Consider the following 14227-nt stretch of genomic DNA (forward strand, 5'->3'; position numbering starts at 1 on the left):
GGGCCCGACTTAGCTGTGCTTCCGCCGAACACGAACATACGACTTCGCATAAGCACGCAGTTCACCTTATGGCGGCCGAGTGCGATCGGCCGGATCCGGTTTTCTACCCAGTTGTTGTCGATTGGCAGGTCGCCATCTTCGAGGAAGCGTGTGAGCGCATCCCAGCGCCTGAGGCTTTAGTCGATTGCTTTCGCGGTCGCAGATCCGTCGGGGATCTTCTGGCGCTGCTGGCGCATCCACTGCTGCAACGCATCGGCCACCGGCCTTGATCGCGATCGTCGGAGTTCGAGTCTGCTGCCGCTATCAGCCCGCGCCACCTCGCGCTCGACGTCGTACAGTGGACCGAAGAACTTCAGCGCCTGTTCGCCGACCAGGCTACCGTGGTTGACCCATAGCTCGTGGAACTTGCGCCGCGCGTGAGCCATGCACCCGGCCTCAGTCACCCCGAGTTCGAAGCACGCCTTGTAGCCGCTGAAGTCATCGGTGACGAGCTTGCCCTGCCACCTCGGCTTGGCAGCGGTTGCGCTCAGCTTCAGGAAGTCGCGCACGTGCTGTCCACCGCGACTGTCGACGAAGTCGAACACGACGCCCTGGACCGGGTTGAACTGCGTCGTGCAGTAGGTCCACACGTACGCTCGGTGCGTTTTGCCGGTTCCAGGCTTGAGCATCGCCACCGGGGTCTCATCCGCGTGCAGCACGTTGTGTCGAAGAAGCTCTGCTGCCAGCGCGTCTACGAGCGGCTGCAGCTGCGTGCCGCACTCGCCAACCCACTGGGCCAGCGTCGAGCGAGCGATGATGTGGTCCGCACGCCCGAAGATCGCTTCCTGCCGGTACAGCGGTAGGTGGTCCAGGTACTTCGCCACTAGCACCTGTGCCAGCAGGCCGGCGGTGGGCATTCCCTTGTCGATGACGTGAGCCGGCACCGGCGCTTGGGTGATCTTCTCGCAGCACCTGCACACCCACTTGCCGCGGATGTGGCGCTCGACCGTGAACACGCCCGGCTGGTAGTCGAGCTTCTCGGCCACGTCCTCACCAATGCGCTGCAGCGGCTCGCCGCACCCGCAGGTGGTGTTCTCGGGCTCGTGATGGATCTCGCGGCGCGGCAGGTTCGCGGGCAGCTTCTCGCGCTTCGGTTTTTGCTTCTCAGCAGGGGACGTCCTCGCTGCCTGCAGCGCCTCGATCTCCGCCGCAACGGCGGCCAGATCCGTGTCCAGCGTCTCCTCGAGCAAGCTCTTTTGCTCGGCGTTGTAAGCCTCGCTCTTGGTGGCGAACTTCAGTCGCTTGAGGATCGCGTTCTCGTGCGTGAGCTTGTCAATGATCGACTTCTGGAACGCCAACTGAGCGTCAGCCTTGCGCAGCCTCTCGCGAAGCTCCTGTGGGTCCAGTGTGTCGATGTCGTCGGCAATCACGGACAGTGATCATGCCGGCAACAGTGCTCAGGCACCATCCGCGGATGTCAGATGCTGTCGACGAGGGCGTAGCGTCGAGCTGCACGGGCACGAATGCCGCCTTGGCTTGATCCCGCGGCATATCGAAAGTCGTCTCGATAGAGTCGGCGCTGGGCAACCGTGGACCACCTTGTTCGATCCAGCGGCGCAACAGGTTCGCATTGATGCCATTGGCCAATGCCACTGAGGCGATCGACACGCCAGGTCGAGAGCAGGCGGCGACCAGGTTTGACTTGAACTCATCGGTATGACGACGCCTGCGGCGCCGATCTCCCTTCACCGTCGTCTCGATAGTGTTCACGTGTCCGCCAAGAAATAAGTGGAGTAGTGAACACGATGCTCCTAGGCTCGCTGGCGGGAATCAAGACGGGTTGGCCGGACGCTTACCGACGTGGCCCTTTTGCGCACGCGATTGGATTGAGCTCATACCTCGGAACAACCAGTTCTCGCGTTGGACCAGGGAATCTCTGTTTTCAATCAGTCGCGTGACGTCGATGCCACCAACCTAGGAGTCCTCCGTCATGACCAACGAAGTCGCTGGCGGTCCATCGTCGCGAAAGCAGGATCAGCGCTCAGGGAGAGAGCGCTTGCTTTTCACTTCGAGTTGTTCCGCACCGGCGGCCAAGGTGCACCGCGGCTTACCGAGTTCCATGCGGGATGCTTCATTGCCGTGTCGAGTTCAGCGACTACCTGTGCGCGAGTCTTGGGCTCACCCGTCTTGGCGACAGGCCACGGGGCGCCTCGGCTCGCAGAATTCCAGGCGGGTTGTTTCATTGCCGAGTTCAAGTCGGAGTCGATGTCTGCACGGGTCCGCGTGGAGGCATGCTCCGGGCGATAAGTCGCACCGGCCTCATTGGGCGTGGGGTGGTAGGCGCCGGCGGCGGATACGCTTGCGGCTGAAAGAGCGGCGGCTATGACGGCTGCTGCGGCCGCGGCGGAACGAAGGGTGCGAATCGACATAAGGTCTCCTTGTTGTATCCCGCCCCGAAAAGTCCGGGGCGCTTAACGACTGTAGAAAGCCTTTCGAACACTTGGCCTGCAACCGGATTACATATTGGTCATTGAAATGTCATGAAAAAAGAATACCACCTGGATGGTCCCAGCGTGGTGTCCTGATTTATCCGCCTCGTGGATACCGAGGCTAGGTGTTGGCGTTTGCGACTGGAGGCTATGTCTTGTCTGCGCGGGTCAGTTGCCTGCAAACTTGCTGCAGCGGGCAGCGACCCCTTCGAATCAGCGCGTGACGGCATTTCCGTCGACTGGCGTCAGCGAAGCACTGGCCGCGTCGCCCGAGCCACGAAGCTGTGCATATGCGCGGCTTGCCTTGGCGTAGGCCGGATGGTTGCCGTTTGCGAATGCGTCGCTGTAGCTGAGAGCGCCCAGGCCAGACCTGATCCAGTTCATCGTGTCGGCTTGCACCGCCGCGCGGGTCTTTTGCTGCACCTGCGCGACGGCTTGAGGATTGCCTTCCGGGTAGCCGAGCGTGGGAGCGGCGGCCATCCAGGCACGTGTCTCTGCGGCCACGGCAGGGCTGGAAACGTTGGAAGTTTGCGCAACAGGGCGCGGGTCGCCTTCTGCATAGTTGCCGGCGAAAGCTGGAACCGCCGCGGCAGCGAGAAACATAGAGGCGAGGGGCAGTCGAAGCGAGGAGATTTGCATGAGAAAGTCCTTGGATTGGTACGTTCATACGCAGCCGTTCTCGACTGCGTGAGTGAACTTTAAAAGTCCAGTCCTCCAGACTTCTAACTGCCAGATTACAGTTTGGTTATCAGCTTTTCACTTGAGGCTGAAGCGGATGGGCTGGGGTGCTTGGCCCTTCAGGGAAACGTTGGCGACCACCTTGGTTCCCGCGCCCACGGCGAAAGTGCCTTTGGCCTGGAGAGAGTCCGCAGCCGGCACCAGCGTGGTTTCCTCCTTCTTTCCCGCCGACAGCAAGGTCACCTTGGCGGTAGCGCCTGCGAGATCCACTGGTTTTCCGTGGTCAGACACGTACAGGGAAATCAGATCGGGCCGAGCAACGAGTTCGTAGCTCACATCCTTTGCGACCGTCACGATGCCGCCATGCGCGGGCTTGGCCTCATCCTTATGGGCTGCTGCCCCCTTGCCTTCGTGCTCGTGCCCTTTGTGATCGTCGGCAGCGAATGCGCCGCTCGAAATGCCCAGCGTCGCGGCTGCGATGAATGTTGCGAGTTTCATGATGGCTCTTAGGTATGAATGGCGCCCCCGTTGAACGGCCGTGCGGGGGCAATCACGGCACTGACCCTAGGCGGCTGGCTGTGGAGGGATCTCATGCTCCAAAGCAGCTTGCTTCTGAGCCTCGTTGAACACCGCCTCCTCCTCGTCTCGACCATGTGCCAGTCGATAGAGCACTGGCAGCACCAACAACGTCAGTGCCGTTGAGGAAAGAATCCCACCGATCACCACTGTCGCGAGCGGCTGCTGCACCTCGGCCCCTGTGCCTGTCGCGATCGCCATCGGCACAAAGCCCAAAGATGCGACGAGCGCGGTCATAAGCACTGGGCGAAGGCGGGTGAGCGCACCCTCGTGAATGGCGTGGTCCAACGACGCGCCCCCTTCGCGAAGGTTCCGGATGAAGGAAATCATCACCAGGCCGTTGAGAACGGCGACCCCCGACAGCGCGATGAACCCGACGGCCGCGGTAATCGACAACGGGATGTCACGCAGCCACAGCGCCAGAATGCCGCCGGTGAGCGCAAACGGAATGCCGGTGAATACGATCAACCCGTCTTTCATGTTGCCGAACATGGCGAACAGCAGCGTGAAGACCAGCAGCAGCGCGACAGGCACCACGATCTGCAGACGCTTGGTGGCAGACTGAAGGTTCTCGAACTGGCCGCCCCACGTGGTCCAGTAACCGGTTGGGATCTTCACCTGCGAATCGAGTGCTCCCGTCGCTTCACTGACGAAGGACCCGAGATCGCGGCCGCGTACGTTGGCGCTGACGACGATGCGACGTTTCCCATCCTCCCGGCTCACCTGGTTCGGGCCCGGCGCCAGTTCCAGTGTGGCGACCTCGCCCAACGGAATGAAGTTCACGCGGGCAGCGTTTGCTCCAGCGCCGGCAACGGACGTGGCTCCGACGACGTCGGCCGCGGCCGCGCTGGCGGGCAGCGCGATGGGAAGGCGCTTGATCGCCTCGAGGTCGCCTCTCACGTTGTCCGGCAGCCTGACAACAATGTCGAAGCGCCTATCCCCCTCGAAGAGGGTGCCTGCATTGCGACCGCCGATTGCAGTGGCGATGGTGTCCTGGACATCCGCGATGTTCAGCCCATAGCGCGTGGCCTTGTCTCGATCGATGTTGACCGTCAGCATCGGCAGACCTGTTGTCTGCTCCACGTTGACTTCGGCTGAGCCAGGGATCGATTTCAGCACACCTTCGATCTCTCGCGCCGTCTTGTTCAGTACATCCATGTCGTCGCCGAAGACTTTCACGGCGACGTCGGCCCGCACGCCCGAGACCAGTTCGTTGAAACGCAACTGGATGGGCTGCGAGAACTCGTAGTTGTTGCCCGGGATCTTGGCGACTTCCTTCTGCACCCCCTGAAGAACCTCTTGACGCGTGCGCCTGGGCTCCGGCCATTGATCCACCGGCTTCAGCATCACATACGCATCCGAGATGTTCGGCGGCATGGGGTCGGAGGCGATCTCCGCAGTGCCTGTTCGCGCAAAGATGCGATCGATCTCCGGAAATTTCTCCTTGAGCGTGCGTTCCAGCTGCTGCTGCATTTGCACCGACTGACTCAGGCTCGTTCCGGGGATGCGCAACGCCTGCACGGCAAAGTCACCCTCGTTCAAGTTCGGGATGAACTCGCTGCCCAGTCGGGTTGCCAGCAAGCCGGCGAGGACCACTGCAATGCCGGCCACTGTGAGAACCACCGCCTTGGCCTCGAGCACGCGTACCAGCATCGGCTCATACGCTTTCTTGGCCCAGCCCATGAGGCGGTTTTCCTTCTCCGAAACTTTCTTGCCGATGAACAATGCAACGGCCGCGGGAATGAATGTGACTGACAGAATCATCGCGCCGAGCAAGGCGATCACAACGGTGAGGGCCATCGGATGGAACATCTTCCCTTCCACGCCAGTGAGCGCGAAGATGGGCAGATACACGATCATGATGATCAGTTGCCCGAAGAGCAGCGCGCGGCGAGCCTCCTGAGAAGCGGCGAAGACTTCGTGGAAGCGTTCCTTGCGGGTCAGTGGTCTCCCGTGCCTGTGCTGAGCATGAGCCAACCTGCGCACGCAGTTCTCCACGATCACGACCGCACCGTCGATGATGATGCCGAAGTCGAGCGCGCCCAGACTCATCAAGTTGGCGCTGACCTTCTGATTGACCATGCCGGTGAAGGTGAACAGCATCGACAGCGGAATCACCATCGCCGTGATCACTGCGGCACGCATGTTCCCCAGGAACAGGAAGAGCACCACGATCACGAGCACCGCGCCTTCGAGCAGGTTCTTTTTGACCGTGGCGATCGCCTTGTCGACGAGCACGGTCCGGTCGTAGACGGTGATAGCTTCGACGCCTTCAGGAAGCGTGCGGTTGATGTCCGCCATCTTTTTCGCGACAGCCTGCGAAACGATGCGGCTGTTTTCGCCGATCAGCATGAAAACAGTGCCCAGCACGACCTCACGACCATTGTCGGTCGCAGCACCTGTGCGCAGTTCCTTCCCGATCCCGACCTCCGCGACGTCACGCACGCGCACCGGCGTGCTTCCGTTGCTCGAAAGAATGATGTTGCGCAGATCCTCCACGCCTCGCGCCTGGCCAGGCGCACGGATGAGGTACTGCTCGCCGCGACGTTCGATATAGCCTGCGCCAACGTTTGTGTTGTTGCGCTCCAGAGCCTTGACCACGTCCGCCATCGACAGCCCATACGCGGACAGCTTCTCTGGAAGAGGGGCGATCTGATACTGCTTCTCGTAGCCGCCGATAGAATTGATTTCCGTGACCCCGGCCACGTTGCGCAGCTGCGGCTTGATGATCCAGTCCTGAATTTCTCTCAGGTCCGTCGAGGTGTACGGGGTGCCATCGGGCTTCTTTGCTCCGTCCTTCGCTTCCACCGTCCAAAGATAGATTTCGCCGAGACCCGTGGAGATGGGACCGACCTGCGGATGGACGCCTTCAGGCATCTCGCCGCTTGCAGATTGGAGACGTTCGTTGACGAGCTGGCGCGCAAAGTAGACGTCAGTTCCGTCCTTGAAGATCACGGTGACTTGCGAGAGACCATAGCGCGACAACGAGCGTGTCTGAAGCAGCCCAGGCAGGCCCGCCATGACAGTCTCGATTGGGAAGGTCACGCGCTGTTCCGTCTCCAGCGGTGAATAGCCAGGAGCACTGGTATTGATCTGAACCTGGACGTTGGTAATGTCCGGGACAGCGTCAATCGGCAGCTTTTGATAGCTGTATACGCCAAGGCCTGCCATGGCCACCACAGCCAGCAAAACCAGCCATCGTTGTTCGATGGCGAAGCGAATGATGCGTTCAAACATGCGTGTTCCGCCTCAATGCGTATGGGTCGCAGAGCCCTTGCCCTGCTCGGATTTCACAACGAAGCTGCCCGCGGCAGCGTACGTCGCGCCCGCCTTCAGGCCGCTGACGATTTCCACACGCTTGCCATCCGTGCGGCCGATCTGCACAGGCTGCGGCACGAATCCGCCAGGGACCTTGAGAAAGACGACAGGTTTGTCCTCGACGGTCTGCAGAGCAGAAGAAGCAACCGTCACGGGCGAGATGACTTCGTTGGCGAGTACTTCAACACTGACGAAGAGACCCGGTCGCCAGGCACCTTGAGGGTTGGGCAACACCACGCGAGCACGTGCAGTACGGGTCTGTTCGCCGATCAGAGAGCCGACGTAAGCGACGGTGCCGTTGGTCGTTGCATCGAAGGCGCCTGATCGCACGACGACACGCTCACCCACGCGCACCTGCTGGAGGTCGCGTGCTGGAACGTTCATCTCGGCCCACACATTGGACAAGTCGGAGATGGTGAACACGCTCGCGTCTTCCTTGACCGATTCACCCAGGGCGATGTGCTTTTCCACGACCATGCCGTCGAAGGGTGCGCGCAGCTCGAAGCGCCCCAGAGAACTGCTGCTGGTTGAGGCGCCGACAGTCAGCAGCTTTTGCGTCGCATTGGCCACGCTGATCTCTGCTTCACGAAGCGCTTGCTGGGCCTGGAGGACATCCTGCTCTGGCGAAATCTTCTGTTCCCAGAGCGACTTTTCGCGATCGTAGGTGGTCTTGGCGAGCTCGCGCCGCCGCTGGGCAGCCTGAAGTTCGGAACGGGTCTCGGAGATCGCGGCGCTGGAAACGACCGCCAGTACCTGCCCCTTCTTGACCCGTTCCCCGAGGTTCGCACTGACGCTGTCAACGACGCCGGCGACCCGCGGGACGATGTGCGCAGTGCGGTCCTCGTTGAAGCGGATCTCGCCCGGGAACTGGAGCCCACTGCGAATCGATTCTGGCGTGCTGGTATCGAGCGTGATGCTCGATGCCTTGATCTGGGCGTCGGTCATGTTGACCTTGCCCTCTTGCTGATTGAACGTGAACAGGTACGGTTCTTTCGGCGTCTGCACGGCGATCGTGGCTTCGAAGATATGAGGCTCCGCCACCGTCTGCTGACTCGTCAGAACGCCTGCGACCGGCGCCAGCTTGACTTCTTGTTGGTCGCCGTTCGGGCGATTCAACGTGACCGTTACCTCGGCGTCGGTCGGCGCGATCGGCTTTTCCTTGTCATAGAGCCATGCCTTGAACCTTGGCTCGCCGTTCTCCTCGGCCAGCTTCAGCTCGATGCTGAAGTCGCCTTCCGTGAAACGCTGTCCGCCGTTGGGGCCCTTGGGTGCGGATTCCTCTTCGTGTCCGCCCTCTTCGGATTTGCCGTGCCCGTGGCCGTCGTCCTTGGCGCTCTTGCCGTGACCGTGCCCATCCTCGCCTTTGGCCGATTCCTGGGCATGACCCCCGCCCTCGACCGCTTTCTTGGATGAGCCGCCGCGCAATATGAGCGCACCTGCGGCCGCACCGACGATGAGGAGAAAAATGATGATGAAAAGCTGCTTGCGCCCGGGCTTGCCGAGCGTCGACTGCCAAGAGTTGGCCATGATCGGTCCTTAAGGATTGGAGACGGGGGAGCCGCTTGCAGCGGCGGGGCCGCCAAGCAGGCGGTCCAGATCAGTGATGGAGCGATGCAGTTCGGAGAGCGACCTCAGGTACTGCGAACGTGCCTGCAGCAAAGTACGCTGCGCGTCGAGGGCATCCAGGTAGCTGAACTTGCCCAGTTCGAAACCTTTGGCGGCTGCGTCAAATGCAGTCTGTGCACCCGGCAGGATGTCCGACTGGAGTGCCTCGACCTCGGCCAGGGTGGTGACGTATCGCTGGCGCGCGCCACCTACGTCGGCACGCAGCCTGAGTTCGAGCGCACGAGCATCCTCTTCCGCCTTGTCCTGACGTCGAAGCGCCTCCGTGATGTTTCCCCGATTGGTGTCGAAGATGGGCAATGGCACGGAGATGCCCACGACCGCCTGGCTGCGCCCGACTTCCCGTGAACGCATCGTTCCTGCATTCAGGGTGATGTCCGGAATGCGCTTGGCCTTCTCGAGTTCCGAGAGAGCGCCGTATCGCTTTACTTCCAGACGTGCCTGCCGCATGGAGGGCGCGTTCGTGATCCGATCCTCGATGGTCTCCTGGGCCTGCGGCTTGGGAATCTGCAGCGCATTGCCGTCGACCGCGTCAAACACCGCAGTCGGTCCCGTCAGCGCACGAAGCTGATAGAGGTTTGTTTGCAACTCACCACGCGCCTGGACCAACTCCAGTCGGACATTGGCTTCCGCGACTTTGGCTTTCGTCTCCTCGACCGGAGATACCTTGCCCGCAGTGACGCGCTTGCCTGCTGTCTCACTGCCGGTTCGCGCAAGTTCGAGCGATGCTTGCGCCAGTCGCACACGGTCCTGCGAGATCAGGGTGGCGAAGAATGCCGCCGTCACATTCGCCCGGATGTCTGCGTACTTTGTCTCGAGCTGCACGCGCGCGACATCGATGGCACGCTCTGCCGCCTCGATACGTGCGCCCCGCTTGCCGCCAAGCTCGAACGGCTGGCTCAGCAGTACTGTGGTCGTGCGTGTGTCGCGCCGCACATCTTCAACCTCGACGCTCAGCGTGGGATTCTGGAAGACACCGGCCTGGACGCGCGCACCCTCCATCGCTTCGACCTCGCGTCGCGAAGAAGCGATTTCGGGATTTCCATCCAGGGCGATCTGGATCGCGGCCGCCAAGGTAAGGGGCGGAGAAGTTGGAACAACAGGCAAAGGAGCCTGATTCGGCACAGGGGGCGTACCCGCGCTGCTGCCTTGAGCGAGCGCACTGCTGCCCGCGAATGCCGAAAGCGCGAGCGCGAACGGCACGATAAACCTGCACATCGAATTCTCCAGTCAAAGGAACGAGACAAGGGAATCCGGCGCGATCGTCAGAACATCGTTTGTGAGCGAAAAAGTAAAGACAGATGCGCGCCGGGTCAACCGGCGCGCATCCATTTCGGGCGATCGATGTCCTCGTCGACCCTGAAGTTGTAGGGCTTGGACGTTGCTCCTACAAAGGAGAGGCCCTGAGGACCCACGAAGGACGTGTCCAAGGCCGCTCCAAACTGGGCTACGCCGGTTTGGCAGTAGCTGCAGTCGTCGTGTTCAGGGAATATGGGTTTGTCCGCAAGATCCGCTTCTTGTTGCACGAGGTCCAAGGAGGTCGCCTGATGCTGATGGTCATGGTGCCCGATATGAAACGAAGCTGGCGTGGTTTCGTGCTCGCAATAGGTCGCGACCGCCGCCCAAGTGAACTGGGTGGGTAGCAAAAGCATCAAAACGACGAGTAAGCGGCGGACCATCGAGGAATTTTATATATGCAGCATGAAGGCGCACACGACTCGAGGTCACTCAGAACCTGGAATGTGCAGAGCGCCAATGGAGCGCGAAGGGATAGGTAGGGTAGGCGGGACTTGCGACCGCGATCCTATGAGCTATTTTGCCAAGAACGTGAACTTCAAGATTACATTGCTGTAATCTGGACCGTCCGCCCGTGGCAGCTCGGTGGTGGCGTGTGTGCTGCAAGTCGATGTCGACCGCGTGGCAGCCTAGAAGGCGGGGCAGCGATCTCCCTGTAATGGCGGCCTCATGCAAAACGCTTCAAGTGCCCGACAACAAGGCGCGATGAGCCAATGGGCGTCAACCCGCTCGTTGAGCAGCGGATTCAGTGCCGTCGACAAGACGTCGACGCGCGGCCCTGCAGTGACCTCTGCGTCTCGGCAAGGGGGCGAATCGTGCAGAAGTGCCTGCGTTTTTCGTTGAAGCTCCCCGAGCTCCGATTCCAGTTTTTTTCAGACCTATATCACTCCCCCGAGAACAGTAGAGCAGTTGCCACTTCATTGCATTTCTCTTGACTCACTCACTATGAGCAGGCCAGGTGAAATGGGATCAGACATTCGCATTACTCACCCGTTCACTCGAGCAGAGTCTGTCCTCCCGTTCTCAGATGCGCAATATCGATGGCATTCGTGCCGTCGCGATCGCGCATTTCTGTCATCCACTAAATCAACTGGAAGTAGGCGTGAATTCCCGCCCGGACGCTGCTCTTGCGGCGAGCCGGCGCGGGCTTACGCATGTGTTCACTCTCAAAAGGAAATCAATCACTCATGGCTCACCTCATCGAAAACATGGCCTACACCGGTGCCACTCCCTGGCACTTGCTGGGCCACCAGCTCCCAGCGAAGCAACCTCTGGAAGTCTGGGCCCAGCAGGCAGGCATGGACTGGACCATCTGCGAGACGCCCGTGCACTACATGAGCGAGCGCACTGGCGGGTTGCAGGCCCTCAAATCTTTCGAGGAACAGAAGGTTCTCTACCGCAGCGATACCAAGGCGGCCCTGTCGGTGGTCAGTAGTCGTTACCAAGTGGTCCAGCCTCAAGCAGTGCTCGAGTTCTACCGGGACCTCACCGAGGTCTCTGGCTACGAGATGGAAACGGCCGGGGTCCTCAAGGCGGGGCGCAAATTCTGGGCTCTGGCGCGCACCGGCCAGCACGCCGTGCTCAAGGGCTCGGACGCTGTCGAGGGCTACCTGCTGCTTGCTACCTCCTGCGACGGCACCCTGGCCACCACCGTCACCCCGACGACGGTGCGGGTCGTCTGCCACAACACCCTCACGATGGCCATCAACGGCGCGAGCAGCAACGCCATCCGTGTGCCGCACAGCACCAGCTTCGACGCCGGCGCGATCAAACGCCAATTGGGCATTGCTGTGTCGCTATGGGACAACTTCATGCATCGCATGAAGACCCTGTCCGAGCGCAAGGTCAAGAGCAAGGAGGTAGAAACCTACATTCAACGCGTGCTCTACGGACCAGGCGAGCTGAATCAGCCCACTGCGTTCAAGACCGATTCGCAGTCCATGCCGCGCGCGTTGGCGGCCCGGAAGGTTCTGCAACTGTACGAAGGCAAGGGCCGTGGCGCCGAACTCGCAGCCGCTCGGGGCACTGCCTGGGGCCTGCTGAGTGCAATGACCGAATACGTCGACCACGAACGACGTGCCCGCAACCGCGAGTACCGCCTTGACAGTGCCTGGTTCGGTCAGGGCGCCGCACTGAAGCAGCGAGCGCTGGACCACGCGCTTGAGCTCACTTCATGAGGCAGACAACCAACCTCGGCACCGCCTCTCCACCACGTCCCCCTTACCAAAAGCCCCGTCCCTCCACCAGGAGGACGGGGCTTTTGACTATGGGCACTCCTTTCAAGGAAAAAACATGATGTACACACGTGCTGAACGTTTGCGAGCTGCGAGCCTTGCAACCACAAAGCGCGCCGCGCTGCACCTGGTCTCAACGTCAAAGATGCCGGGCCCGACGGTGATCGTTGATCGCCAGCTCGACAAACCCCACACCCCAGAAGCCGGCATCGGAAACCGCGATGCAGCCGCTGTCGTCGGACAGGATCCCTTCAAATCCCACATCCGCCTCTGGATGGAAAAGACGGGTCGACAGGACCTGTTGCACCCGGCGCGGATCCAGGACCACAGCTTCGCATACTGGAGTCGGCTGCTCGAGCCGATCGTGGCCGCGCACTACACCCACAGGACCGGGCGCCGGATCCGGCAAGTCAACGCCACGCAGCAGCACCCAAAGCATCCCTGGATGCTCGCCACTGTCACGCGCGAGGTCTTGGACGCGCCGGATGTCCAGCTACTTGAGTGCCTGTGTGTCGGCATGGACGTCGCACCTTTGTGGGCTCACGGCGTCCCTGAGTACATGCGGCTTCGGGTCATGCATTTGCTAGCCGTCACCGGTTTGCGCGCCGCCGATGTGGTCGTGCTGCTAGGCGGCCAGGACCTGCAGATCTATCGTATCGAACGCGACGAGGCCGAGATTTCGCGGCTGATCAGACAGGAGCGGATGTTCTGGCGCTGTGTCGAACGCGATCAGGCGCCGCCTCCACGAGACGAGGACGCCCCGGTGTTCGAGTCCATGCCGTGAAGCGTGAGGACGTCAACGCCTTCGCCAGAGCGACCACCATCGACGTGGCGCCGATCTCGTCTCGAGAGGCCGCAAGTCCAGCGTGTCGTAGTGCGTGAACGGTGCCCCAGCGCGCCGGCGCAACTCCGTTTCGAGCTCGTGGGCGATGCCTCGCGCCTGTCCTCCAAGTCGGGGCGATGCTGCCGCGATGGCACGCGCAGCCGCGTCAGCCGATGCCCGCCTCGCATGGCATCGCAATTCCCCTGACGCTGTCGGTGGAAAGCGGCGCGCGGTCGCGCCTCGGACAAGGCTTACACGCGTCATCGGGCCGAGACGACAGGAGGCGCGCCGCACCGTGTCGACCATGAAGCTTCATTGCAGTCTTTCTCAACCCGGCCCTCGCTTCGGCGACCGGCCTTCAAAGGAGCAACCACCCATGGCCAACGATACCCAGGCAACCACCGCGGACGTGGTGTCGAACGATCAGGTGATCGACGTCCTGAACGACCTTCTGGAAAACGCGCGCGACGGCGAGTACGGCTTTCGCGCCTGCGCGAAGGAAGTCGACTCGGCGCAACTGAAGCCGGTGTTCGAGAGTCGCGCCTCGCAATGCGCCAGCGCGGCGTCCGAACTCGTCGCGCTCATCCGCCAGCTCGGAGGCAAACCCGACGACGGCGGCACGGTCAGCGGTGCGATGCACCGCGGCTGGGTGCATGTGAAGGGCACGGTCGGCGCGAACAGCCCGCTGTCGATGCTCGAAGAGTGCGAGCGCGGCGAGGACGCGGCGGTCGCGCGCTACCGCAAGGCCCTCAAGGCCGACCTGCCGGCCGAGGTGCGCATGCTGGTGCAGCGCCAGGCCGACGGCGCCCAGGCCAACCACGACCAGATCAAGGGGCTGCGTGACCAGTTCCGCAGCGCCAAGGGATGAGCACCGGCCTTTCACCATGACCGGTGACAGCCCCGCGCCCGCCATGCCCAGTGCGCCGTCCGCGATCGAAGCCGCGGACGGCGTCGGCGAGCGCCTTCTCACGTTCAGCTACCTCGGCTGGTGGTTCTCGTGCGCCGCGCAGCAAGTGGACGCACAGACCTTCCGGCCGGTGGTCTTCTGCCGCGCCCATGGGGGCGGCGACGTCGAAGGCCCCGAGCACCGCTTGCCGCCCGACACGGACAACGTCGCGTACGGCAGCGAAGCCGAGGCGCTGCGCCATGCCGAGCAGCAAGCCATTCGCTGGGCGCATGACCGCACGGGCGATGGACAAGGCCGGTTCTGA

General features: G+C 61.9%; 11 protein-coding genes and 1 pseudogene. 4 read left to right on the plus strand and 8 right to left on the minus strand.

All coding sequences use genetic code 11. The features are described 5' to 3' along the window. Positions 1 to 71: 71 nt before the first annotated feature. The 8 genes and pseudogenes from tnpC to CY658_RS01165 form a co-directional block, all read right to left on the minus strand. Positions 72 to 1409, minus strand: a pseudogene (gene tnpC / locus CY658_RS01125) (IS66 family transposase); the annotation flags it as partial. Continuing rightward, complete coding sequence (locus CY658_RS01130) at positions 1345 to 1749, minus strand: transposase (protein ID WP_101488487.1); 405 nt, start codon at positions 1747 to 1749, stop codon at positions 1345 to 1347. The pseudogene tnpC and the gene CY658_RS01130, both read right to left, overlap by 65 nt. A gap of 932 nt (positions 1750 to 2681) precedes the next feature. After that, positions 2682 to 3107: a hypothetical protein gene (locus CY658_RS01140; RefSeq protein ID WP_143713517.1), complete on the minus strand. Its 426-nt coding sequence runs from the start codon at positions 3105 to 3107 to the stop codon at positions 2682 to 2684. A 117-nt stretch (positions 3108 to 3224) separates the two neighbouring features. Next, positions 3225 to 3644 (minus strand): hypothetical protein, encoded by a 420-nt coding sequence (locus CY658_RS01145; RefSeq protein ID WP_101488489.1) that lies wholly within the window; start codon positions 3642 to 3644, stop codon positions 3225 to 3227. 66 nt (positions 3645 to 3710) lie between these two features. Next, a complete protein-coding gene (locus CY658_RS01150) occupies positions 3711 to 6959 on the minus strand; it encodes a CusA/CzcA family heavy metal efflux RND transporter (protein ID WP_101488490.1) in 3249 nt (1082 codons plus the stop codon). A gap of 12 nt (positions 6960 to 6971) precedes the next feature. Next, positions 6972 to 8567 carry an efflux RND transporter periplasmic adaptor subunit gene (locus CY658_RS01155; RefSeq protein WP_101488491.1) on the minus strand — a complete coding sequence of 532 codons (1596 nt, stop codon included), beginning with the start codon at positions 8565 to 8567 and terminating at the stop codon, positions 6972 to 6974. A gap of 9 nt (positions 8568 to 8576) precedes the next feature. Further along, positions 8577 to 9866: a TolC family protein gene (locus CY658_RS01160; protein WP_257884609.1), complete on the minus strand. Its 1290-nt coding sequence runs from the start codon at positions 9864 to 9866 to the stop codon at positions 8577 to 8579. Between the two features lie 110 nt (positions 9867 to 9976). Next, positions 9977 to 10342, minus strand: coding sequence for a hypothetical protein (locus tag CY658_RS01165; RefSeq protein ID WP_101488493.1), 366 nt, complete (start codon positions 10340 to 10342; stop codon positions 9977 to 9979). 804 nt (positions 10343 to 11146) lie between these two features. Between CY658_RS01165 and CY658_RS01170 the strand changes: the two genes are divergently transcribed. From CY658_RS01170 to CY658_RS01185, 4 genes are all read left to right on the plus strand, one after another. Then, positions 11147 to 12136, plus strand: a complete 990-nt coding sequence (locus CY658_RS01170) for a DUF932 domain-containing protein (protein ID WP_101488494.1) — start codon at positions 11147 to 11149, stop codon at positions 12134 to 12136. A gap of 115 nt (positions 12137 to 12251) precedes the next feature. Further along, positions 12252 to 12977 carry a YqaJ viral recombinase family nuclease gene (locus tag CY658_RS01175; RefSeq protein ID WP_257884610.1) on the plus strand — a complete coding sequence of 242 codons (726 nt, stop codon included), beginning with the start codon at positions 12252 to 12254 and terminating at the stop codon, positions 12975 to 12977. Between the two features lie 415 nt (positions 12978 to 13392). Further along, positions 13393 to 13884, plus strand: a complete 492-nt coding sequence (locus CY658_RS01180; protein ID WP_101488495.1) for a ferritin-like domain-containing protein — start codon at positions 13393 to 13395, stop codon at positions 13882 to 13884. A gap of 16 nt (positions 13885 to 13900) precedes the next feature. Next, positions 13901 to 14227: a hypothetical protein gene (locus tag CY658_RS01185; protein ID WP_257884612.1), complete on the plus strand. Its 327-nt coding sequence runs from the start codon at positions 13901 to 13903 to the stop codon at positions 14225 to 14227.

Source organism: Variovorax sp. RO1, assembly GCF_002849325.1.
Taxonomy (GTDB): Bacteria; Pseudomonadota; Gammaproteobacteria; order Burkholderiales; family Burkholderiaceae_C; genus Variovorax.

What these genes read in the sequence shown, in the direction of transcription:
- CY658_RS01140 (WP_143713517.1), bottom strand. Translation starts at nt 3,107, where the DNA reads ATGCAAATCTCCTCGCTTCGACTGCCCCTCGCCTCTATGTTTCTCGCT.
- CY658_RS01145 (WP_101488489.1), bottom strand. Translation starts at nt 3,644, where the DNA reads ATGAAACTCGCAACATTCATCGCAGCCGCGACGCTGGGCATTTCGAGC.
- CY658_RS01150 (WP_101488490.1), bottom strand. Translation starts at nt 6,959, where the DNA reads ATGTTTGAACGCATCATTCGCTTCGCCATCGAACAACGATGGCTGGTT.
- CY658_RS01155 (WP_101488491.1), bottom strand. Translation starts at nt 8,567, where the DNA reads ATGGCCAACTCTTGGCAGTCGACGCTCGGCAAGCCCGGGCGCAAGCAG.
- CY658_RS01165 (WP_101488493.1), bottom strand. Translation starts at nt 10,342, where the DNA reads ATGGTCCGCCGCTTACTCGTCGTTTTGATGCTTTTGCTACCCACCCAG.
- CY658_RS01170 (WP_101488494.1), top strand. Translation starts at nt 11,147, where the DNA reads ATGGCTCACCTCATCGAAAACATGGCCTACACCGGTGCCACTCCCTGG.
- CY658_RS01175 (WP_257884610.1), top strand. Translation starts at nt 12,252, where the DNA reads ATGATGTACACACGTGCTGAACGTTTGCGAGCTGCGAGCCTTGCAACC.
- CY658_RS01180 (WP_101488495.1), top strand. Translation starts at nt 13,393, where the DNA reads ATGGCCAACGATACCCAGGCAACCACCGCGGACGTGGTGTCGAACGAT.
- CY658_RS01185 (WP_257884612.1), top strand. Translation starts at nt 13,901, where the DNA reads ATGACCGGTGACAGCCCCGCGCCCGCCATGCCCAGTGCGCCGTCCGCG.